At 57.0% G+C, this 21731-nt stretch carries 16 protein-coding genes and 1 pseudogene; 9 read left to right on the top strand and 8 right to left on the bottom strand.

Annotated elements, in window-relative coordinates; genetic code table 11:
• Positions 1-3: 3 nt before the first annotated feature.
• The 8 genes from ppgK (at position 4) to L7A20_RS08145 (ending at position 10073) form a co-directional block, all read left to right on the top strand.
• Positions 4-849, top strand: coding sequence for a polyphosphate--glucose phosphotransferase (ppgK, locus tag L7A20_RS08180; protein WP_185173136.1), 846 nt, complete (start codon positions 4-6; stop codon positions 847-849).
• Between the two features lie 206 nt (positions 850-1055).
• Positions 1056-2273: a glycosyltransferase family protein gene (locus L7A20_RS08175; RefSeq protein WP_237223053.1), complete on the top strand. Its 1218-nt coding sequence runs from the start codon at positions 1056-1058 to the stop codon at positions 2271-2273.
• Positions 2261-3484 (top strand): glycosyltransferase family 4 protein, encoded by a 1224-nt coding sequence (locus L7A20_RS08170; protein WP_237223052.1) that lies wholly within the window; start codon positions 2261-2263, stop codon positions 3482-3484. The genes L7A20_RS08175 and L7A20_RS08170 overlap by 13 nt, the downstream gene beginning before the upstream one ends.
• 2 nt (positions 3485-3486) lie before the next feature.
• Positions 3487-4590, top strand: coding sequence for a glycosyltransferase family 4 protein (locus L7A20_RS08165; RefSeq protein ID WP_237223051.1), 1104 nt, complete (start codon positions 3487-3489; stop codon positions 4588-4590).
• Between the two features lie 2 nt (positions 4591-4592).
• Positions 4593-6395, top strand: coding sequence for an ABC transporter ATP-binding protein (locus L7A20_RS08160; protein WP_237223050.1), 1803 nt, complete (start codon positions 4593-4595; stop codon positions 6393-6395).
• Positions 6395-7615: a phosphotransferase family protein gene (locus tag L7A20_RS08155; RefSeq protein ID WP_237223049.1), complete on the top strand. Its 1221-nt coding sequence runs from the start codon at positions 6395-6397 to the stop codon at positions 7613-7615. The genes L7A20_RS08160 and L7A20_RS08155 overlap by 1 nt, the downstream gene beginning before the upstream one ends.
• A complete protein-coding gene (locus L7A20_RS08150; protein ID WP_237223048.1) occupies positions 7612-8706 on the top strand; it encodes a phosphotransferase in 1095 nt (364 codons plus the stop codon). Before L7A20_RS08155 ends, L7A20_RS08150 begins: the two co-directional genes overlap by 4 nt.
• A gap of 20 nt (positions 8707-8726) precedes the next feature.
• Complete coding sequence (locus L7A20_RS08145; RefSeq protein ID WP_237223047.1) at positions 8727-10073, top strand: UDP-glucose dehydrogenase family protein; 1347 nt, start codon at positions 8727-8729, stop codon at positions 10071-10073.
• Between the two features lie 101 nt (positions 10074-10174).
• Here the strand turns inward: L7A20_RS08145 and nrdR are convergent, their stop codons facing one another.
• The 7 genes and pseudogenes from nrdR to L7A20_RS08105 all read right to left on the bottom strand — a co-directional run bounded on the left by nrdR (position 10175) and on the right by L7A20_RS08105 (position 19771).
• Complete coding sequence (gene nrdR / locus L7A20_RS08140; protein WP_135011358.1) at positions 10175-10651, bottom strand: transcriptional regulator NrdR; 477 nt, start codon at positions 10649-10651, stop codon at positions 10175-10177.
• A 21-nt stretch (positions 10652-10672) separates the two neighbouring features.
• The gene (hisD, locus tag L7A20_RS08135) at positions 10673-12043 is read right to left on the bottom strand and encodes a histidinol dehydrogenase (protein ID WP_237223046.1); all 1371 of its coding nucleotides are present in this window, start codon (positions 12041-12043) and stop codon (positions 10673-10675) included.
• A 36-nt stretch (positions 12044-12079) separates the two neighbouring features.
• A complete protein-coding gene (locus tag L7A20_RS08130) occupies positions 12080-12514 on the bottom strand; it encodes an MmcQ/YjbR family DNA-binding protein (RefSeq protein WP_237223113.1) in 435 nt (144 codons plus the stop codon).
• 210 nt (positions 12515-12724) lie between these two features.
• Entirely contained in the window at positions 12725-13648 is a 924-nt protein-coding gene (locus L7A20_RS08125; RefSeq protein WP_237223045.1) for a hypothetical protein, read from the bottom strand.
• 146 nt (positions 13649-13794) lie between these two features.
• Positions 13795-14991, bottom strand: a complete 1197-nt coding sequence (locus L7A20_RS08120) for a GIY-YIG nuclease family protein (RefSeq protein WP_237223044.1) — start codon at positions 14989-14991, stop codon at positions 13795-13797.
• A gap of 12 nt (positions 14992-15003) precedes the next feature.
• Positions 15004-17001: a DEAD/DEAH box helicase gene (locus L7A20_RS08115; protein WP_237223043.1), complete on the bottom strand. Its 1998-nt coding sequence runs from the start codon at positions 16999-17001 to the stop codon at positions 15004-15006.
• A gap of 2 nt (positions 17002-17003) precedes the next feature.
• A pseudogene (locus L7A20_RS08105) lies at positions 17004-19771 on the bottom strand (DNA methyltransferase).
• A 169-nt stretch (positions 19772-19940) separates the two neighbouring features.
• Between L7A20_RS08105 and L7A20_RS08100 the strand changes: the two are divergent.
• Positions 19941-20561: a hypothetical protein gene (locus L7A20_RS08100; protein WP_237223040.1), complete on the top strand. Its 621-nt coding sequence runs from the start codon at positions 19941-19943 to the stop codon at positions 20559-20561.
• A gap of 167 nt (positions 20562-20728) precedes the next feature.
• On the opposite strand, the gene L7A20_RS08095 is transcribed toward L7A20_RS08100, so the two are convergent.
• Positions 20729-21619 carry an Abi family protein gene (locus L7A20_RS08095; RefSeq protein ID WP_237223039.1) on the bottom strand — a complete coding sequence of 297 codons (891 nt, stop codon included), beginning with the start codon at positions 21617-21619 and terminating at the stop codon, positions 20729-20731.
• Between the last annotated feature and the right edge of the window lie 112 nt (positions 21620-21731).

The following is a 21731-nucleotide window of genomic DNA, read 5'->3' as shown; positions in this document are numbered from 1 at the left end:
CTCATGACTGACGCAGTCACCCCCGAGGTCCCGGCACCTACCGCAGCTGACCTGGTTATCGGTATCGATATCGGAGGCACCGGCATGAAGGGCGGTATCGTTGATATCCGCACCGGCCAGCTGGTGGGCGAGCGCTTCCGCATCCCCACCCCGCAGCCTGCCACCCCCGAGGCCTGCGCATCTGTGGTTCGTGAAATCGTTGATGAGCTGCAGGGCCGTGAGCTTGCTCCCCTGCCCGATGCGGCTATCGGTATCGACTTCCCCGCCATCGTGAAGAACGGTGTTACCCTTTCTGCTGCGAATGTGCACGAGTCCTGGATTGGTGCTGACCTTGAGGGCATCATGAGCGAGGCCCTGGGCGGACGTACCGTCTACGCCCTGAACGACGCGGACGCTGCTGGCCTGGCCGAGGCTACCTACGGCCAGGGTAAGGACAAGGACGGCCTGATCGCCGTGATTACCCTGGGCACCGGTATCGGTTCAGCCCTCATTATCAACGGCCAACTGATTCCGAACACCGAGCTGGGTCACCTTGAGATTGACGGCCATAACGCCGAATCTCGTGCATCAGCCCGTGCCCGTGAAATTCACGAGCTGTCCTGGAAGAAGTACGGTAAGCGTCTGCAGCGCTACTTCTCCCACGTGGAGTTCCTCTTCTCCCCCGACCTGTTCATCATCGGCGGTGGTATCTCGAAGAACCCCGAGAAGTTTATGCCCTACTTTGAGGATGAAATCCGCACCCCCATGGTCATGGCCCAGCTGCGGAACAACGCTGGCATTGTGGGTGCTGCCCTGTGGGCAGCTGGCCACCCCAGCGAACACGAGCGCCGCGCCGCTGCTCAGGGCTAAAGCCCCAGCATTCAGTTAGCAGGACGCCGCCTGCTCACCTTCCTTGCCCGAGGGCGGAGAAGGTGAGCAGGCGGCGTCCTTGTGTCCCCTTTTTTGTTGGTGTGACGTTTTTTCATATTCTCTTAATGAAAGCTCCGTAAAGTTTCTTAGACAATCATTCATCAACCGGGCTTTCGCGGGCTCGGCTTTCGTAAGAAACACAGGTCATGCACCACACTCACACCAACGAACCGGTGCGCGTTGTGCTCTACAGCCACGATTCACAGGGGCTGGGGCATGTGCGCCGCAACCTAGCGATTGCCCACCACATTGCCCGGACCGTCCCTGAGCTCACCGGCCGGCCGGTAGCTGGTCTACTGGTATCAGGGCTGCCCCAGGCCAGTGTCTTTCCGCTTCCTGCCGGTTTTGATTGGGTCTTTATTCCCAGTATTCGCAAGGCTCAGGGCGAGTATGCTTCTCGTTCTCTTGGCGCTCCTACCTCCCTGCTGGTCGAGCTACGTTCCCAGCTGCTACATGCCTCGCTCTTGAGCTTTAACCCCGATGTGGTGATTATTGACCGGCATATTTTTGGGGTGATGCGTGAGTTGCAGCAGCCGCTGGCGGCGCTGCGCGAGCGTAACCCCTTTGCGCACGTGGTGCTGGGCCTTCGTGAGGTGCTTGATGCCCCGCAGGTAGCCCATGCTGAGTGGTATAAGAACGGTGACCCTGCTGAGCTTCGGTCGGCGATCGACTCCCTCTGGATTTATGGGGACCCCTCGGTGCATAACCCGGTTGAAGCTGGGGAGATACCCGCAGAACTCGCAGATAAGGCTAAATTCACCGGCTACCTGGCTCTTGGTAGGAGTGAGGCAGAGCCCACCCAGCCCCTTGAACATGAAAGGCCCTTTATCCTGACCACTGCCGGAGGCGGTGAGGACGGCGCGCCCCTGCTCGAGACTCTCGTGCAGGCAAGGGTTCCCGAAGGGTTCGAGCATCTGGTTATAACCGGCCCTCAGCTAGCTACCGAGACTTTTGATCACCTGGTGCAGTTAGCGGCTCCAGGCACCCGGGTTCTACATTCTCTGCCCGGGCTGAGTCACTATATCGAGCAGGCAGCTGCTGTGGTCTGCATGGGCGGGTATAACACCACCAACGAAGTGCTTGCATCGAGCACCCCGGCGCTGATTGTTCCTCGAGAAACCCCGCGCACTGAGCAGCTAATTAGGGCTCAGGCTATGTACGCTCACGGCGTGGTTGATTACTGCCGCGCTCAAGACCTAACCGTCACTACCGCCGAAGATTGGTTGAAGCAGGCGGTTCACCGCCGGGTAGATCGTACCCATATTGAACGTGATGGCCTGTGGCGTACCGCCACCCTTGTTGCAGAAATTGTGGTCGGTAGCCATCGCCCCACCCCACTTCAGGAGGACTCATGCCCCGCATAGGTTACGTACTCAAGGTTTACCCCAGGTTCTCTGAAACCTTTGTGGTCACCGAGATTCTGGCGCGTGAAGCTGCCGGTGAAGACCTCAGTATTTACGCCCTTCGCCCCACGACCGATACCCGTTTTCACCCCGAACTGGCCCGCGTTCAAGCACCTGTTACCTGGATTCCGCGTGCTAGCCAGTCAGCTAGGTTCTGGGAGCAAATCGCCCACTCTCTTCCCACCGCAGCAATGCGTGAGCGCTTTGGCCGTATTCTCCCCCAGCTGCTAGAACTTTCTGCCTCAGACGTGCTACAGGGCGTGACACTGGCTCAGCGCATCCAGCAGGACGGCGTTACCCACCTTCATGCCCATTTTGCGTCTTTGGCTGGGCGTATGGCCTGGGTTGCCCACCAGCTCACCGGTATTCCCTACACGGTCACCACCCACGCTAAAGATATTTTCCATGAGTCGGTTGATATGGCCTGGCTTCGCCGGATCTGCGGCGATGCCCAGCACACGATCGCTATCTCCCGCTACAACCAGCAGTACCTCAACCGGGTACTAGAAGGTACCGGCGCTAACGTCGTGCTGCAGTACAACGCTCTAGAGCTCGACCGCTTCCCCTACTCCACTCCCCCTCAGCCCCAGCCCGGCCAGCCTTTGCAGGTGGTTGCGGTCGGCAGGCACGTTACGAAAAAGGGGTTTGCCGAGCTGCTGGACGCCCTCAAACTCACTGTTGAGCGGGGTTTGGACGTCCGCCTCACCCTGGGTGGTTCAGGCGAGCTGACCCCTGCCCTCAAGCAGCAGGTGGCTGAGCTAGAGCTGGGCGACAGGGTTACCTTCCCCGGTCCCCTCACCCAGCAGGAGGTTCGCACCTTACTCGCCGACGCCCATGTCTTCGCGGCCCCCTGCATCCCGGCAGCCGACGGCAACATGGATGGGTTGCCCACCGTCGTCCTTGAAGCCATGGCAAGCGGCGCCCCGGTTATTGCCACCAGCGTGACCGGTCTGCCCGAGGTCGTTCACGACCGCGAAACCGGTCTGCTACTGGAACCCAAAGATATTACCGGCCTGGCTGATGTTCTTGAGGCGGTAGCAACCGGCCAGGTCGACACCCAGGCGCTGTCCCGTGCCGCCCGCGCACTCATCGAGCAGTCTTTCGATAGCCGCTCCCAGGCTCGGGCCCTGGCCGCTTTGAACCAGCCCTCTGATCACGAAGGAAAGAAATAATCATGCGTATTGCCTATGTTTGTGTTGACCCGGGCATTCCCGTTTTTGGTAGCAAGGGGGCTTCAGTCCATATTCAGGAAGTTGTGCGCGAGCTACTGGGCCGTGGCCACGAGGTCAAAATTTTTGCTACCCGCAGCGGCAAGCAGGTTCCCGCGGATTTGGCTGGTGTGCCCCTTGATGTCTACCGCATTGAGACTAAGGACGCCGGTGAGCGCGAAATTGCCCAGCAGCAGGTAGCAGCGCAAATGGTGGCAGACGTGCAGGAGTGGGGTGCCGACTTTGTCTACGAGCGCTATTCCCTCTTCTCCACGGTCCTAGCTGATAGCGGCCTGCCCGGTGTACTGGAGGTCAATGCTCCCCTGATCGAAGAGCAAAAGACCCACCGCGTGCTCGTCCATGAAGACCAGGCCCACGATGCACTAGCGCGTCAGGTAAGAGCAGCCTCAGCCGTCATCGCCGTCTCGGATCAGGTGCGCTCATGGGCAGAGCAGAAGGTGCCCGGAGCACAGGTAACCACTGTGCCCAACGGTGTAAGCATCAGCCGTATTACCCCCGCTCCCGAAAGCGAGCAGGGAGTTGTCGTCACTTTCGTAGGAACTCTCAAGCCCTGGCACGGCGTCTCAGACCTGATTGCGGCTGCTGCCCTGGCCAAGGAGCCCTGGAGACTGCGCATCCTCGGTGACGGGCCCGAACGTGAAGCTCTTGAAGCCCAGGCAGCCCACCTTGGCCTAGAGGTAGATTTCGCCGGTGCCATCGCGCCCGAAGAGATGCCCGCAGCCATTGCAGGCTCAGCGATTGGCGTTGCCCCCTACCCTGCCCCCTCAGACAATAGCGAGCACTATTTTTCACCGCTGAAGGTCTATGAGTACCTGGCAGCCGGTCTACCCGTGGTAGCAACGGGCATCGGCCAAATCCCTGAGACCATTGAAGGAGCTGGCACCCTGGTTCCCGGCTCAGACCCGCAGGCCCTGGCCCGCGCTATCGATGAGCTGGCAGCCGATCATCAGCTCCGCACCAGCTACGGCAAACGAGCCCGCGAACTGGCTGTTCAAAAGCACTCCTGGGAACAGGCCGTCACCCGCATCATGAGCCTGGCGGGGTACTAAGAATGGCCAAACGTATACAGAAAAAGGCCCTGCGCCGCACCCTCGAACTGATCGGCCCCGATATAAAGCCGCAGAAAACCCTAGCAGCAGGTGGCACTTTAGCCCTGCTCCTAGAGGTTGCCTTCCGTGTGCTTGAACCCTGGCCGCTCAAGTTCGTGGTGGACGCCCTATCGGTCAGCCTCGGTGCCCAGCAGAGCGGGCCAGCGGCGTCCTGGTCCCTGATCATCTGGTGCGGTCTGGCCCTGATTCTCATTGTCGCCCTGCGAGCCTTCACCAACTACCTCGCCACGGTAGCCTTCACCCTGGTCGGTTCCCGTGCCTCGACCCTGTTGCGGGCCCGGGTTTTCAACCACGTACAAGACCTGCACCAGGGCTTCCACGCCCGCAACCGCTCGGCAGATACCGTCCAGCGCATCGTGGGTGACGTAGCCAAGCTGCAAGAGGTAGCGGTCACCGCCGGTCTGCCTCTGATGGCTAACATGCTCACCCTGGTCGTCATGCTCATCGTCATGATGATCATTGACCCGGTGCTCTCCCTGGTCGTGGTCGTAGCCCTCATCGTCTTCCCGCTGATCTCCCGCGGCACCGCCCGCAAGATCACTCAAGCCTCCCGCCGCACCCGCAAGGCAGAAGGCCAGCTGGCAAATACCGCGCAGGAGTCACTTTCCTCCATTAAGGTGGTCCAGGCCTACAGTCTGCAGGAGCACATCGGCCAGCGCTTCGTGGTGGCCAATAAGAAGTCTTTGAAGGACGGGGTCCGCTCCCGCCGCCTGGCTGCCCGATTGGAGCGCGGAACCGATGTAATCGTGGGGATCGCAACGGCTGCCGTGATGGTGGGCGGCGCTTGGCGCGTCATGGAAAACCACATGACCATCGGGGATCTGGTGCTCTTTACCACCTACCTCAAGACCACCATGAAACCTCTGCGCGATATGGCAAAATACACCGGCCGGATCGCCCGGGCTACGGCAAGCGGCGAGCGCGTCGCTGACCTTATGGACGTGGAAAATGACCTCGCCCAGCTTGAGACACCTGAGCCTCTGGGTGAGGTAACAGGTCGCCTGGTCTTCGATGATGTGCATACCGAGTACGAGGGCAACCCCGTGCTGCGGGGACTGAATCTGACGGTGGAGCCGGGTGAATTTGTGGCTGTGATTGGGCCTTCGGGTGCCGGCAAGTCCACCCTGGTGTCCCTGCTGGGCCGGTCCCAGGATCCGGTCTGGGGTACCGTCAGCATCGATCAGACGACTGTTGCCACCACCGATATTGAGGAGCTTCGCGCCAATATTTCCCTGCTCCATCAGGAGGCCGTGCTCTTTACCGCCAGTATCCGTGACAACATCCGCTACGGCCGGTTCGATGCTACTGACGAGGAAATTGAGGCAGCTGCCCGTGCTGCCCACGCCGCTCCCTTTATCGAGAAGCTACCCGATGGTTACGACACCCTGGTCGGTGAGCGCGGCGGTACCCTGTCGGGCGGCCAGCGGCAGCGTATCGCCATTGCGCGGGCTCTGCTGCGCGATACACCGATTGTGGTGCTCGATGAGGCGACCACCGGTCTTGACCCCGAGTCTGCGGGTCTGGTGATGGACGCTATTGAGCAGCTCGTGGACGGCAAGACCACCCTGGCGGTCACCCACGATACCGAGGTTGCCCTGCGCGCTGACCGCGTGGTCTGGCTAGAGAACGGCAAGGTGCAGCTCGACGGCTCACCGGCTGAGCTGCTCAAGACCAGCAAGGTCTTCCGCACCTGGGTCTCGGCAGGAGAAAAGGACCACAACGAGATTCGGATGGGAGGTGCCTAGTGGTTGTTTCAACGACGTCTGCTGCTCTTAACGCGGTTCTTGAGCCCGGTTGGCTCAGTGACCGGGTGGGCCGACCGGTTGAGGCCAAGTCTGTGCGTATTAAGCCGGGAACCTCCCTGCTGGTGGGCTTTCAGGGCACTGGCACTAACGGTGAGGACGCCCCAGGCTGGTTACGGGTGATGTGGCCAGCAGGTGCCAAGAAGGCTGCCCGCCATGAGCTCAAGGCACGAGCGCTGGGTCTTGAGGCACCAGTGAGCCCAGCTCTGCCGCACCTGGTTCCGGGTTATTACCCGGTATCAGCTCACGAAGCGAGTACAGCCCAGGCCCGTGGCTTTGAAGCCGGTTCGGTAGTGCAGTTCGGTTCGGTTCTCTCTGACCCCAAGCTCATGGATGTTCTCCAGTCAACCGGTGCCCTCAATCCTCTCGCCGGTGCAAACCAGCCGAGCCCGAACGTCCTGCGGTATAACCCTGCCCGCCGCCTGGTTGTGCTGCGCGGACGCCGGGTGGAGCGGGTGCTCGCCGGTGGTGGGGCCCCCGATACCGCGATTCACCGGTTTGTGGGTAAGCATCTGCCGGTGCCGCCCCTGTTAGAACCGGCTGCCGATACCGGCCTACCTGCCCTTGAGTTTGTGGGTACTCGTGACCTCTCAGAGGCACAGACCGAGCAGCAGGCAGCCGCTGCCGGGGAGCTCTTTGCGAGGCTCCACGCCTGCATCCTTACCCTGCCCGCTACCCTTATGCGAGCGCTGGAAAAGAAGGCTCCTTCCTCTGAGGCAGGTAGCAGCGGGTCTCGGCAGCTTTCGGTCCATGCCTCAGTTTTAGAGTCTCTCGATGCGGAGCTAGCTGACAGGTGCCGGAACCTGGCTCGGGTTCTTCCGCCGGTTGCCGGTGGCCTGGTATTGCTGCACGGTGATGCTTCACCCGACCAGGTCATAACTGATGACGGGGATCAGCTGTGGCTGACCGATTTTGACCGGGCTCAGCTGGGGCCAGCGGCTCTCGACCTGGGCTCCTATAGCTGCACCAGTACGCCGCAGGCTACCGCCGCCTTTTTAGAGGGCTACCGGGCCGCTGGCGGGGCGAGAATCTCCCCCGAAGACCTGCTTCTAGGCAGTGCCCATGCGCTTGCTTTGCGGGCGGTTGAACCGCTGCGGCAGGCTCGACCCACCTGGCGTGAAGACATAGCCCGTAACCTGGCACGAATCGAGAACCTGCTATGAAACATTCCCCGGCATTTTCACGGATGCTCTCCGCGGCAACGGGTGACCTGCTTGCACCGGAGCAGACCATCAGGCGAGCCTGGCCGGGTAAGGCGGGCAGTTTGACGCTTGAAATCACCGATACCCGTACCGGTGAGCTCAGAGCCGGAACAATCGACGCTACCGGTGAGATCACTCTGCTCTCCCCTGCCGGTACCGACCCGAAGCTGCCAGAACTTGCCGCAGATAGCTCGGCTGCTGACGCCCAGCTACTGGTTCACCGGGCAGGTAAACGGGCAGTGGTGCGGCACCCGCAGAAGGTCACCAAACATCTCAAGCCCTCAAAGGTTTCCCAGGTTGCAACGGCCACTGAAGCGGTCGGTAGGTTGGCAGCTGCCAGCGGTTTTTCTGTGGCTCGGGTAGCTGCTACCAGCACCGGTCGCCTAGATTTTTCCCTCCTGCCGGGCAAGTCTCTGTTCGACTGGGCAGATCAAGGGCAGGACGCCTGGGTCAGGTTTACCGAGACCTGGCCAGAATTCTTGGCGTTGGGGGCGCAGGCTTATCGGGGTGGCCAGACGCTCCAGGCTAAACCCGGTAGCTTCACCCCGGCCGTGCACGGCAGTGAGCAAGAAGCGCAGGTGCTGGCTCAGTGGAAGGAGCAGGTCGAAAGCTTTGGAGCTTGTGCATCCTTCGCCTCGGGTCAGCACCTGCTCGATTACATCGGCCGTCTCATCGCAGACCTAGCCTTGGGTGCTGAGGACGACTACGTTCTGCTACACCGCGACCTTCACGATAAGCAGCTGCTGTGGGATGGCACCTCACTGGCACTGATTGATCTCGATACGGCTGCCTACGGTGAAGCTGCCCTCGACCTGGGCAATCTGCTGGCACACCTGGAGCTGCGGACAGTTCAGGGTATCTACCCGCAGGACTTCTCCCAGATTGTCATTCAGCTCCTCGAAGCACTAGGCACCGATAGCGGGATCAGCCCCCAGAGGTTGGAGCTCTACAGGCAGGCTGCCCGCGCCCGCATCGCCTGTGTCTACAGCTTTAGACCCTCCGCCCACCGCTGGTTAGAAACCTGGATTGACCACACGCTCAACCACCTCTAAAGACTCAAAGGAAACACACCATGAAAATCTCTGTTATCGGTTGCGGCTACCTCGGCGCCGTGCACGCAGCAGCAATGGCCCACCTGGGTCACCAGACCATCGGCATCGATGTTGACCCCCACAAAATCGAAACCCTCTCAGCGGGTCAGGCTCCCTTCTTCGAGCCGGGCTTCCCTCAGCTTCTGCGTTTCTCCCTCGACGCCGGCAAACTCAGCTTCCAGCTAGCGCCAGTCAGTGATACCCTCGCCGATGTTGATGTTCACTTTATCGCTGTGGGCACTCCCCAGTCCGATTCTGGCAAGGCAGCTAACCTCAGCTACGTTGAATCAGCCCTCGACATGATTCTTGAGGCAATTCCCGCCGAGAAGAAAGCTGCGGCTACGCCCGGGCGTCCTGCCACCGTCATCGTCGGCAAATCTACCGTTCCTGTGGGCACCGCCAGCCGCCTAGCTGAGCGCGCCGAGCAGGCAGGAGCCGTACTGCTCTGGAACCCCGAATTCTTGCGCGAGGGCTTTGCAGTACAAGATACCCTGCACCCCGACCGCCTGGTCTACGGCCTGCCCGCAGAACCCCGGGCAGCCCAGGCCGGGGCAAAGGCGCTCGATGCTGTCTACGCACCGCTACTAGCCGAGGGCATCCCCCAGATCAAGACCAACTACCCCACCGCTGAACTGGTCAAGGTAGCGGCTAACTCCTTCCTTGCCACCAAGATTTCCTTCATCAACGCCATGGCCGAGCTCTGCGAAGCTACCGGCGGCGATGTGACCGAGCTAGCCCACGCAATTGGCTACGACGAGCGCATTGGCAACAAGTTCCTGCGCGCCGGTGTGGGCTTTGGCGGCGGCTGCCTGCCCAAGGACATCCGTGCCTTCATGGCCCGGGCCGAAGAGTTGGGAGTTGAAGATGCAGTAAGCTTCCTCAGAGATATCGATGCCATCAACCAGCGCCGCCGCGACAGGGTCGTCACCGAATCCATCAAGGCCTTCGGTGGAGACATTGAGGGAGCCCGCATCACCGTTCTAGGTGCTGCTTTCAAGCCCAACAGCGACGATATCCGAGACTCACCGGCCCTGGAGGTCGCCCTACGCCTGGCAGATGCCGGTGCCGCTGTGACCATCAGCGACCCCGAGGCCCTACCCGGTGTTGCCGCCCGCTACCCCCAGCTCACCTGTGTGCAGGATCCAGAACAGGCCCTGGCAGGTGCCCAGCTGGTACTTCTTCTGACCGAATGGCAGACCTTTATTGAGCTCGACCCTGCCCGCGTAGCGTCGTTGGTTGAGCGCCCCCGCATTATTGACGGCCGCAACGCCCTGGATAAGGACGCCTGGCTGGCAGCGGGCTGGGACTACGCGGGCTTGGGTCGGTAGGGTTAACCCTCGGTTCGAGCTAACGGATAGAGCAAAGCCGCCTGCTCACCTTCCTTGCCCTAGGGCAGAGAAAGTGGGTAGGCGGCGTCCTTTTTCTGGAGCTAAAGCAGGGTAGGCTGCTCTCCCTCGTCCGCCCCCGCCTCGCGCAGGGCTGCGATAGCCCGCTCGAAGTCATCGAGCGATTCAAAAGCCTGGTAGACGCTGGCGAAACGCAGGTAGGCGACGGTATCCAGCTTCGACAGGGGCTCAAGGATAGATAGCCCTACCTCATGGGCGTCAATTTCTGCGATTCCCTTCGCGCGGATTGCCTCTTCGACTTCCTGTGCTAGCTTAGCCAGGTCGTCCTCCCCCACGGGGCGCCCCTGGCAGGCCTTACGCACGCCAGAGACAATCTTGGCCCGGTCAAAGGGTTCGGTCACGCCACTTCGCTTAATCACCGAAACAGCGGTGGTTTCGACGGTGGTGAACCGCTTGCCGCAGTTGCTGCACTGGCGGCGGCGGCGAATTGCTGAGTTGTCGTCGGTAGTTCGCGAGTCAACTACCTTTGAGGTGGAATTACGGCAGAAGGGGCAGTTCATGTGGTTCCTCCGGTGGGTACCTTATTTGGTCTGGCCGGTACGCGCGGTGATGGCTTCACCATGGGCGGGTAGGTCTTCGTCGTGGGCAACCGCGACAATGGCATCGCCGATCTCGGCCAGGGCGCTCTGACTGTAGTTAATCAGCTGCACAGCCTTCATAAAGACGGTGGTGTTGAGCCCCGATGCGTAGGCAGCTGAACCGCCGGTGGGCAGGACGTGGTTGGAGCCGGCCGCGTAGTCGCCCAGGGGCACCGGGGAGTAGGGGCCAATGAAGATAGCCCCGGCGTTACGGACCCGACCGGCCACCTCTTCTGCCTTCTCGGTATGGATTTCAAGGTGCTCTGCTGCGTAGGCGTCGGCTACCGCGATTGAGGCTTCGAGGCTGTCGGTGAGCACCACGCCAGACTGGGGGCCGGTCAGGGCAGTGGCAACGCGTTCGCTGTGCTTGGTCTCAGCGGCTCGTTGATTGATGGCGTCCTGCACGGCGGCGGCGAGGGTTGGGCTGTGGGTGATAAGGACGGACCCGGCGTTAGGGTCGTGTTCGGCCTGGGAGATCAGGTCGGCGGCAACGTAGTCGGGGTTGGCGGTGTCGTCGGCGATGACGGCGATTTCGGTGGTTCCGGCTTCGCCGTCCACCCCCACAACGCCCTGCAGGGCCCGCTTGGCCATGGCGACAAAGATGTTGCCGGGGCCAGTGATGGTATCGACGGGTTCAAGAACTTCACCGGCGTCGTCCAGCCCGTAGGCCATAGCGCCCAGGGCACCGGCGCCGCCGATGGCCCAGACTTCGGCAATGCCCAGCAGCCCGGCTGCACCCAGGATGGTGGGGTGGGGCAGGCCGTCGAATTCTTTTTGGGGCGGGGTGCAGAGCACGATGGAGCCGACGCCCGCTGCCTGGGCGGGTACGGTGTTCATAATGACCGATGAGGGGTAGACGGCCAGGCCGCCGGGCACGTACACGCCGGCGCGGCGCACGGGGATCCAGCGGTTGGTGAGGACGGCCCCGGGGGCAACTTCGATGGTCTGATCGGCGGGGCGCTGGGCGGCTGCAAAAGCACGGGTGCGCTCGATGGCGATTTCTAGGCCCTTGCGGACGCCCGGGTCAAGGTTCTCGACCGCCCGGTCGATAGCGCTCTGCGGTACGCGCAGGGCGCCCTGCTCTACTCCGTCGAAACGGGCGGAGAGTTCTCGCAGGTAGTCAGCGCCGCGGTCCTGGACGTTCTCGAGGATTTCGTGCACGGTGGTGAGCGCATTGCCCACGAACTCTGTGGTCTGGCGCGGGACGATACGGCGCAACTCTGCGTAGGAGTGGTTGCTGCCGCGCAGGTCGATAGTGCGCAGGGTGAAGTCTGCAGGTGCAGTGGAGTTCTGGGTATTGTCTGTTGTGCTCACTCTTTGATTTTAACGCGGCCGTCAAGCCGCAGCGGGTTAGGCCGGTGGGTTTTCCGGCTGGTGAGATTCTGCCGCCTTGAGTTTTTCTGCCACGGCCTGCCAGCCGGGCGGACGCTTACGAGCAGGCAGGGACTCGACCACGGTGAGGTAGGACTCGGCGATAAGCTCGGCTAGCAGCTCGCCAGTCACATCTGGGTGGGGCACGAGACTGTACCAGTGGGTTTTGTTCATGTGCCAGGCAGGGCACGCCGCCGGGTGGGTTTCGATGATAGCTGCAACGTCGGCCGGGTGGGCTTTGAGGTTGACCAGCTGGGTGCCGTCCTTCTCAGCTAACACCATGAACCATCTGCCACCCACGCGGGCGGCTTCGGCGTCGCTGCGGGAGGTGAAGCGGTAGAGCTCGGTTGCGGGCAGGGCCAGGGCGTGCGCGGACGCCGCCTCGTAGAGGGCGCGGGAGGTGGAAAGGGGCATGAGGTTCAAAGCTTAGTGGTCACTCTTCTTTATAAGGTGAAGCAGGCTCACGCTCGCTGCCGACCCTCTCGCTGGTTCGCTAGCGCTCACAAGCGATTCACGCCAGCCCCGAGCCAGCAGCTTCGCTGTGAGCCTGCTTCACCTGTCATCTGGACAGCTAGTTAGTAGTGTATTAACGCTCCGAGACAAGTGGTGAAATAATCAGAGTTTCTAGCTAACTATCATCTGTAGTAGTTGCCGAATCAGTGAAATGATAATGGTGGCAGCTTCACTTGGTCCATCCTGTTTGAGTTGTTCTTTCATGCGCTCAAAAAATGAGTCTGCTTTTTCAGCGGCAGCGGCCTGAGTTTCAGCCTGCTTAATCTGTTGCTCGCAGTCAGTTACGATTTCTTGGAGGGCAGCTCGCTGATTAAAGTCTGTGATAAATTCACCAATTTGCGTGCTCATCGATTCAAACAGCAACTCAATTTTTTTAGCTTGCTCCGCTGAAAATATTTCCGATGATCCGAAGTTATTTATTACCCCGCTTTGCGTCACAGAGTTATTATTTCCAGAAAAATTAATATTCTGTATATTTTGAGAGCCCACATTTAAACTAACTTGACCAGACACGTCCAACCAAGCTGGCGGGGTATCAGATTGAATAATATTATACCACTCAATGCTACCGCTAGGAAGATCCACCCTGATAGGAATGCTAGACCCCCAAGCACGTTGAGCTTTAATTATTCCCAACTTATCCAACTCTAGCAGGGCAAACTCAATAATTTGCTTATCTATCTTTCCTTCTAATTCAGCGATCAATTGCCGGATTACATCGCCCCTCAGAGACCTTACTTCTGAAAGTTTATTGAGAATAATGAGTTGAGCTCTACCCATTTGGCCTGGCCCATTGACCCATTGGGCAGCTGCATTCAACATTCGCTGCCCCTTCTGAGTGAATTGCAAGAAGGAGCCACCTAATGTGTCTACGATTTCAGCCAAACCTTGCTCGGATAACAGATATCGGTTATCTTCAAGCACGCCATTGTAATCGCCTAGGGACAACTCCCCCGTAGCTTTGCCATCATCAAGAATCTGAGCCAGCAGAAATCTTTCAGCAGGGTCAAAACCATCTAATAGCTTCTGAGACATACCCGTTAGCTCCAATCAGGAAACTATAGATTATTAGTGACACCTTAAACCTATTTTAGAACAGGTATTCTAGTCAATGCTTTTTAGAACATTTATTCTAGATACTGGATTTCATATCGCCACCTCAGACCCCACTGTATAGGCTCTTATTCGCCCTTATACTTCAGCTTCTGCAGCTCCGGCTTGTACTCGAAGTCAACAATGTCACCGTTGATGACCATGGGAATAGCTTGATCAATGACATCTAGCGGTACTATGAACCACTCTGAGGGTTTGAAAGGCTGCCCAGCTTCGTCGCTCAAAACGATGTCCAGACGTACGTCACTAAAGATTCTGTGGAGGAGGTGCTCCAGCCTTGAAGCCTTCACATTCTGCACTGCGTATTCTGCAACCAATTCAACCGGTGCCATCAGGTAGGTGGGCTGTGTCTCTGCATGAGCTATTCGCTTCTGCACAGGCCCACGCGAAAACCCGATCTTATAAAGGTCACGAAGCTGCGCAATATCCGGGTTAGTGCTCATCGATTTCAGCACATAAATGTAGCCATCGGGCATGAAATTATCGCCCAGCTCTTCAGTAACGAACTCACTATGGCTGGTTTCTTGTAGGGCAAGCCCGTCTTTCTCGCCCAAGCGCCCAGCTAATGACTGACGGTACATAGAGGACTCAGTTCCATTTTCAAAAATGACTCGTAGACGTTCCTTAGGTACCTTCCGATCGCCATTCTTAACGTATTCGGTCTCCCCCACTTCTGCCACGTAGAGCATGACTCCGCCCAGTACGAAGAAGCGCCCCTGCTTGATAGTTGAGACGCCTGAGAATTTACCAAGTTTCAGCTCGCCGGTTTCCAGCTGCTGGTGCTTAAGCTCAAAGAAGGGTTTGAACTTGTTAAAGTCTTCAGCCTTTTTACGTTGGGCGACATCGAACTCATCGGGTTCTCGTTGCAGCTCCTCCATGCCGGTGAAGTCGTAGATATCATTCCCGTCTTCAAGCAGGTCGAGTACATCGATGTCACTTTCAAATAGCTCCTCGACGCTGGTGGGGGCTTCGGGCAGTGTTAGAAGGTCAAACTCATCTAGGTGCCGTACCAGGTCAGCTTTAGCTTCATCATTGAGAAAGCCCACTAGTCGTGCCCCTAGTTTCCGTTCTGAAATCTCAAGGGTTTCAGGCGAGGGCAGGCGGTCGTGCTCCCGTCGGAAATCTACGATCTCAAGAAAGGCACGTTCAAGCCGATCGGTAGCGGTAATGGGCTTGGGTTTTTCGGGGGTATCGAGCAGCCCGTCGGTGTCATCAGCAATGAGCTGGTCTAACAAATCATCAAATGAGGGTTTCTCAGTGCTCATGGATTAGCCTTCCTAGCTCTGTGACGCTGTTTCGGGTGCCTGCCCAGCAGCTGCCCGTCGCTGTTCCCGTTCTCGCTTAGCTTTTTGCAGGATGAGTAGGGCTTCAGCATAGGTACGTTCGGTGGCATCTTCTGTTCGACGTTCGGGCTTGCGGCCGTTGACCTGTGCCCACATTTTAATTTTGGGGTAGAGCGCTAAGGCTTCTTCCGGTGTCATCACAATTTTATTGGTGGCTATGGTATCTGAAATAAGCCGAAGCACATTGGGGGTGACTGACTTAGAGAGCACCTCAAAGGCTTTCTGGAAGGGGTTAATAGTGTCAATCAGGTTGATGTTGAGTTCATCAATGTTGATGAACTTATTTGCCATCACCACAAATTTTTTGTCGCCTACGTTGCGGACTTCGCTGTTTTTGACGACGGAGTCCACGACTACCTGTTGGCGGACTTCTTCTACTTCGTCTTCGGTGAGGTCGGGGTATTGGGTGCGGATAATTTTGGGGATGATGACCTTGTTGGTGGTTTCTGCGTCGAGGGATCCTGTTGCGGCACGGGCAAAGGAGTCGTCTTGCAGGATTTTTGCTTTGAGGTCGTTGAGGTCGGTGCGGACGATTTGGCGTACTCGCTCTGTTGAGGGCTCCTTGAATCCTTTGATGGCGATGGTGCCGGGGTCGGGGTAGTCGTCGTTTCCTTTTTTGGCTTTGAAGGTGAAGTTGGGGGCTAGCACCTGTTCCATGAGCAGGGAGGCTGTGATGGCTTTGAGGGTGTTGTTGACGGAGACTGTGACCTGGCTTTGGGCGGCGTCTGGTTCTGCTATGAGGTTGGTGAATTGGGCGTGGGTTTTACCTTCTGAGTCTCGGGTGACTCGCCCGATGATTTGGATGACTTCGGTGAGGGAGGCTCGGTAGCCGACGGTGAGGGCGTGTTCTGCGTAGGGCCAGTCGAAGCCTTCTTTGGCCATGCCGAGTGCGATGATGATGTCTACTGCGTCGCGGTTTTTGGAGGCGACGGTGGTGAGATAGGTGAGGGTAGCGCTGCGTTTTTTGGGATCGGTGTCGTCTACGAGGTCGGCTACGCGCACCAACTGGCCGGTGTCTTTGCGGCGCATGACGATGATTCCGGTTTCGTCTTCGGTTTCTACGTGGTCGCCGATGGTGTCGAGGATGAAGCCGACTTCTTCGTATTTGTCTTTGGTAGATTCGCCTGAGCCTACGCTGGGTATGTGCAGGATGGTTTTCTTGTCGAGGTCGAGTACCTGGTCGATGGCGTCGGTGTAGCGTCCCTGGTAGAAGTGGTGGCCGATTCCTAGGGTTTTGAGGTGCTGGTAGCCGTTGAGCTGGTCGTAGTAGTTGAAGGTGACGGGGGTGAATTTGGCTTCGTCTTCGGGGGTGAGCACGGGTACAGAGTCGCCGCGGAAGTAGGAACCAGTCATGGCGACGATATGGGCGTCGGAGTGGGCCATAATGTCGCTGAGCAGAGAGCCGAGGCGGCTGTTGTCGAGGTCTGCTGAGACGTGGTGGAATTCGTCGATGGCGAGTACGGTGCCGTTGAATTCTTCGGGGGCGAGTTTTTCGAAGGCGAAGCGTAGGGTGGCGTGGGTGCAGACGAGGACGGCGTCTGGGCCTTTGAGGAAGGCGGTGAAGCGGTCTACTTTTCCGCTGGATGAGCCGGGGGTGCAGAGGTTGTTTTCGGGTTTGACGTCCCAGTCGGCGAAGAAGCCGTGGGCAGTGAGGTTGGTACTGGCGAAGGAGGCGCCGATGGAGCGTTCAGGAACAGCTACGATGACCTTGGTGCGGCCTTGGTTGAAGAGTTTGTCGAGGCCGACGAACATGAGGGCACGGGATTTGCCGGAGGCCGGGGGTGCTTTGACCAGTAGGTATTGGGCGGCTCGTTCGGCGTAGACGCGGCGCTGCATTTCGCGCATGCCCAGTTCGTCGGTGGTGACGGAGGTACCTGCCTGGGCGTAGGTGACGTTGACGATGTTATTGATGTTGTCGGTTGGGGTGCTCATGGTTAGTTCTCGTGGGTGGTGGGTGTGGTGGCAGGTGCGGACGCGGTTGCCTTGGGTCCGCGGGCACTGCGGTTGGTTTTCTTGGCGGCTTTGGCAGCTGCTTCGCGCTCTGCTTCTTCGGCGATCATTTTTTCGTAGAGGTCAAAGAGCACTTCCAGGCGTTCTTCGTCAGTTTCGAAGGGCTTTTTGGAGTAGAGAGAGTCGACGAGGTAGTCGATGGATAGGTGGGCATTTTTCAGGTCGGCTGGCATTTTGTCGGGGTCGTAGAGTTCAGCCAGGGTCTTCTCGCAGTGGTACTCGCGAACGTCGAGGACGCGTAGGGCGGCAGCAGTCAGCTTCTCCTTGGTTTTCTCGCTGAGGGGAGGAACCGGAAAATTGTTGTAGACCAGAGTATTGGAATAGCGTAACCGAGTTTCAAGTTTACCTCCCACCGCAGCAACCCAGGCCATATGCAAACGTGAGGTGAGGAGTGCAAAGAGCCAAGGCTCTGCGTCATACACAGCGAATGCTGAATCAGAAACCACCGTGTCTGGTCCTAAATACCCTATCGGTACATATGTCCTGCGTTCTGATGAAACGCGAGGAACAATAATCGAATCAGTTGGCTTATACCTGATTTCTGTAAATTTATAGGGTTTAGCAGCCATCGCCTGTGTGCCACCTTTGAACTAGCTTGCCTCATCTCTTTAACTGCACTAAAGCGTTCTCTAAAAAACCCAATCGAAGAGACTTCACCATAGTTTTCCCCTTCAACCCAAATACAATACCGAATATTTCCTTTAATAAATTCATCCGAACCAATAAATTTTTTAATAAAATCAACAGCATTAGGATAAATTTGCAACAACCCCTCCTTATCAGTTTCGCTAAGCACAAGAGCACCACCATCGGTAGGTTGACTCCCCTTGGTCATACTAGAGAGGTGGTTCGAAAGTGGATTTCGGCGAGATTTTATTACCAAATCACTACCATTTGATAGGTAAGGGTTTATATTATCAACAGATTTAATCAGACCATCGCTAAATATTAATTTTTGACTTTGACTCAGATTTCTCAGAGAAATAACTACGACAGTCACGCCTGCATTGCGTTTTGCATTGTTCTCCCATTTAAAGGAGGTATAAGCGTAGCCGATTTCGATTCCACCACTAAGGATCGTAGGGAACATGAGGGCTACGTGGTCGCCTTGAGCTACTGAGTTCGTTGAGACGAAAGCTAGCTGGGCTTGAGTGCCGCGAATATAGTCAGCTCCCTTGACGAACCAGAGGGCAATATAGTCCAGCTTCTTAGAGTAGGGTCGCTCCCCAAACACGTAGGGGAAGTCTGCCTTTTGCTCCTTGGTCTGCATGGACGAACCAACATAGGGCGGGTTACCGATGAGGTAAATTTCGTCTGCGCCCTTGTTGAGGCAGATCTGGTTCCAGTCGAGGCGGGTGGCGTTACCAGCCTTAATCTGGCCTGTCTCTTTGAGGGGAATCAGGGGAATCTCAATGCTGAATTTTTCTTTGAATTCCCGGTTCATCTGGTGCTTGGCAATCCAGAGAGACAGCACCGCTATTTCTACCGCAAAGTCATCAATCTCGATACCGTAAAAGTGTTCAATTGAAATCTGGGAATCATGGTAGAGGAAGCCTTGCTTGTTACCGCCAATTACCTGGAGGCGCTCTAAGATAGCGTGTTCGAGGCGGCGGAGCTCCTTGTAAGCAATGACCAAGAAATTACCGGACCCACAAGCAGGGTCAAAGATTCGGATATCCGCTATGCGATCTAGCAGTTTCTGAAGCTTCTTGACGCTGTTGTAGGCGGCGTCAAACTCTTCGCGCAACTCATCCAGGAAGAGGGGTTCAATCGTTTTGAGAATGTTCGGCACCGAGGTGTAGTGCTGCCCTAGGTCGGATCGCTGCCCCGGGGCAACCACTGCCTGGAACATGGAACCGAAAATATCCGGGTTGATCTCCTGCCATTTCAGGGTACCCAATTCGATGAGGGTTTCCCGTGCTTTCTGGGTAAAGGCAGGCACCACAAGCCCGGCATTCTCACCGCCCCTACTGAATAGTCGGCCGTTCACGTAGGGGAAGTCCGCAAAAACCCCGGTTTTCTCCTGGGGATCAGAGGTATCAAGGGCATCAAAGAGACCTGTCAAGAATTCCTGGGTGTCGCTACCGTCCGCCTGGGTGAAGCTGCTGACCGCATTCGTGAACTGGTTATCGTCAAAAATACCAGTATCCTCTGCGAAGAAGCAGAAGAGCAGGCGGGTAAAGAATACGTTGAGTAGGTGGCGGGCGCTCTCCGACTCAGTTACATGCGGATTGGCTGAAAGGAGTTCGTCAAAGAGCTTGCCCATCTTTTCAGCTGCCTTGACATCGGCGTGGGCTTCTGAGGTGTATTGGGCTTTTTCCATCCCGGCCCAGGGAAGAAAGAAGGTGAACTTCTGGTCAATCTGGGCTATGGGGGTAGCGAGTGTTTCACCGGTTTTGGTGTCTGCTGCCAGCAGTTCCTGGTAGTCAGTCACGATAATAAACCGCGGGGAATAGCGGGTGACGTGGGCTGCGAGCCGGAGCTTTTCTAAAAGTTCTAGGGTGTCTTGGCCGGGCTGGGTTTCGCTGAAGTAGACGTAGTTCTTCAGGGCTACCTCGCGGTCATGCTCTTGAGCAACATTCAGGTGTCCACTTTTGAGGCGGCTGATGGTGCTTTTGGGGCGGCCGTAAGCTGCCAGCAGGTCGAAAATGAAGTCCTGGTCGTAAACTTCACGCCGCCCTAGCGGCTTCATGCGTTCCTCAATTGCGGAAAGGTTCAACCGAGCCATGCCACTCCCCTATGGTGATAAGATTTCGACTTCTCTAAGGATACCTATTCTGGGCTTCGGCTAGACGATGTGGACACTACAGCCTCACAGCGAAAGGCTTTCTGGAGCCTATCTACCCTGGGATAATTGGAGAATGGTGTTTACAGCTACTCTTGATCCTTGGTCCTTTTTGAAAACCGAAGCCGTTCCGCTGACCGTCATAACAGCAATTCTTGGTGTTATTTTTGCGGTGCTCAACCTCATGAAGCTAGCGTCAGACTCTCGCGAGCGCACCAGGCCCTACATCGCTCTCGAGCCGAGACTGGGCGTCCATCTCGACGGTGCAATTGATTTAGTGGTTACTAACTACGGTCAATCCCCCGCTCACAACGTTGTTCTCAAGCCTCTTGGCAAGCTTGAAGCTGGTAAAGACGAATACATTTTGCCTCTTCTGGACAAAGTTTTTAATCGCTCTTTCTATTTAGCTCCACACGCGAGTTTTAGAATCATGTGGCGGACGATAGAGGCGGGGAGAGAATGCGGTGCCCCTGAAGTTCTGGACGTTGAAGTAACGTATAGCTGGAGTAAACCTACTCTACTGCGGCGAAACCGTGATTACACAGAAGTAATCACGGTTGACACAGGCTTCACTGCTGCAGCGCCTATGCCTGCAACGGGGTCGATACGTAAACTTGGTAGCCCTAGCGAAAAATCCTTAGCTAACATCGACAATGCAATTAGGACACTGAGTCAGCACGTTGCAAATCGCTACTAGTGTTTTTCAGCATCAGGTGAACATTCATTGACGGTTCGTTCAAAGATGTTTCGTCAAGAAAAGGAACATAGGAAGGAGCAACTCCTCAGCCTCGTGTGCCGACGTGAAAAGCGAAGAGTTGGTTAGCTTTACTCAAAGAACTATTTTTGCCCCTACCCTCCACGATGCTATGGGCGGTGGTCTCTCGGAGAAACCGGGGTCGTATACCCCTTCCATGTATGACTAGAGTGAGAAAAGAGTTTGAATACTTCTGGCAAGAGGGGCTGCCCAAGACCAGCTCGTACATAGAGATCATCCAGCGAGGCAATGACATCCGCAACAGATCGAGGCTCGAACTGCCCCACTAGCCTTTTAGCTTTTACTCGAACATTGTTAGGGGTAGGGCCAGCATCAATCACCGAGTGGTGCCACAAGCGACTATGATGAGCACATCTATTTCTCAGGTACACCAGCGCCCTAATTCTATAGGCAAAGCCTGCTTTAGCTACCCCGAGTTCTTGAGCTACTTTTCGGGCTAGTTCTCCGCTATCACCTAGCTCAATCACTTTAGATAGGGTGCCAAAGGAAAATGCCTCAACCGCAGACCAAATCGGTAAAGACTGAAGGCCGTCTTCTTGACTGGCACCCTGTTCCATATACTTCAAGATGTGCCGGTCACGGCTTCTAGCTATATCCCTGGTACAGGCTAACCGAACGTGGTCACCAGTTGACCCATAAAAATCAGAATCTAGATAGCGACGGTATGCCTCATAGTCTCGGGCCAGTACCCTAGCAAGTACTGTTCTGAGTAGCAGCTCAATCTCGGTTAGGCGAGCAAGTAGCAAAGCACGCAGCCTGGCGTCATCGTCATAAACCTGACAAATAGCACTGAAAGATACTCCGGTGCGGAATGTATCATCACCTCGTTCTGGAGCGACCTGAAAATACCGGGCATACCCTGAAAATCTGTAATAGTTATTGGCCCTGAAGAATTCTAGACAGGCATCTAAATCATCTACTACTAGACCCCGTTTCACCACGAGATCAGCCTGTTCTTCTGGGGTAAGGTAGGGCTTCATTGCACACCTTTCAGATACAAAAGGCCCCTCCCATTTGAGCTTCTGCGAGAGGCTTGGGAGGGGGACGATTGTCTCCATCATAGCATTGATACAGGCTATATGAAACTCGATA

This window comes from Rothia nasimurium, from assembly GCF_928381415.1.
Lineage (GTDB): Bacteria > Actinomycetota > Actinomycetes > Actinomycetales > Micrococcaceae > Rothia > Rothia nasimurium_H.
This window is presented reverse-complemented; position numbering and strand designations above follow the sequence as displayed.

Bases quoted from the DNA above. Each gene is read 5' to 3' on its own strand.
- ppgK (WP_185173136.1), top strand. From the start codon at position 4: ATGACTGACGCAGTCACCCCCGAGGTCCCGGCACCTACCGCAGCTGAC.
- L7A20_RS08175 (WP_237223053.1), top strand. From the start codon at position 1,056: ATGCACCACACTCACACCAACGAACCGGTGCGCGTTGTGCTCTACAGC.
- L7A20_RS08170 (WP_237223052.1), top strand. From the start codon at position 2,261: ATGCCCCGCATAGGTTACGTACTCAAGGTTTACCCCAGGTTCTCTGAA.
- L7A20_RS08165 (WP_237223051.1), top strand. From the start codon at position 3,487: ATGCGTATTGCCTATGTTTGTGTTGACCCGGGCATTCCCGTTTTTGGT.
- L7A20_RS08160 (WP_237223050.1), top strand. From the start codon at position 4,593: ATGGCCAAACGTATACAGAAAAAGGCCCTGCGCCGCACCCTCGAACTG.
- L7A20_RS08150 (WP_237223048.1), top strand. From the start codon at position 7,612: ATGAAACATTCCCCGGCATTTTCACGGATGCTCTCCGCGGCAACGGGT.
- L7A20_RS08145 (WP_237223047.1), top strand. From the start codon at position 8,727: ATGAAAATCTCTGTTATCGGTTGCGGCTACCTCGGCGCCGTGCACGCA.
- nrdR (WP_135011358.1), bottom strand. From the start codon at position 10,651: ATGAACTGCCCCTTCTGCCGTAATTCCACCTCAAAGGTAGTTGACTCG.
- L7A20_RS08130 (WP_237223113.1), bottom strand. From the start codon at position 12,514: ATGCCCCTTTCCACCTCCCGCGCCCTCTACGAGGCGGCGTCCGCGCAC.
- L7A20_RS08125 (WP_237223045.1), bottom strand. From the start codon at position 13,648: ATGTCTCAGAAGCTATTAGATGGTTTTGACCCTGCTGAAAGATTTCTG.
- L7A20_RS08120 (WP_237223044.1), bottom strand. From the start codon at position 14,991: ATGAGCACTGAGAAACCCTCATTTGATGATTTGTTAGACCAGCTCATT.
- L7A20_RS08115 (WP_237223043.1), bottom strand. From the start codon at position 17,001: ATGAGCACCCCAACCGACAACATCAATAACATCGTCAACGTCACCTAC.
- L7A20_RS08100 (WP_237223040.1), top strand. From the start codon at position 19,941: ATGGTGTTTACAGCTACTCTTGATCCTTGGTCCTTTTTGAAAACCGAA.
- L7A20_RS08095 (WP_237223039.1), bottom strand. From the start codon at position 21,619: ATGAAGCCCTACCTTACCCCAGAAGAACAGGCTGATCTCGTGGTGAAA.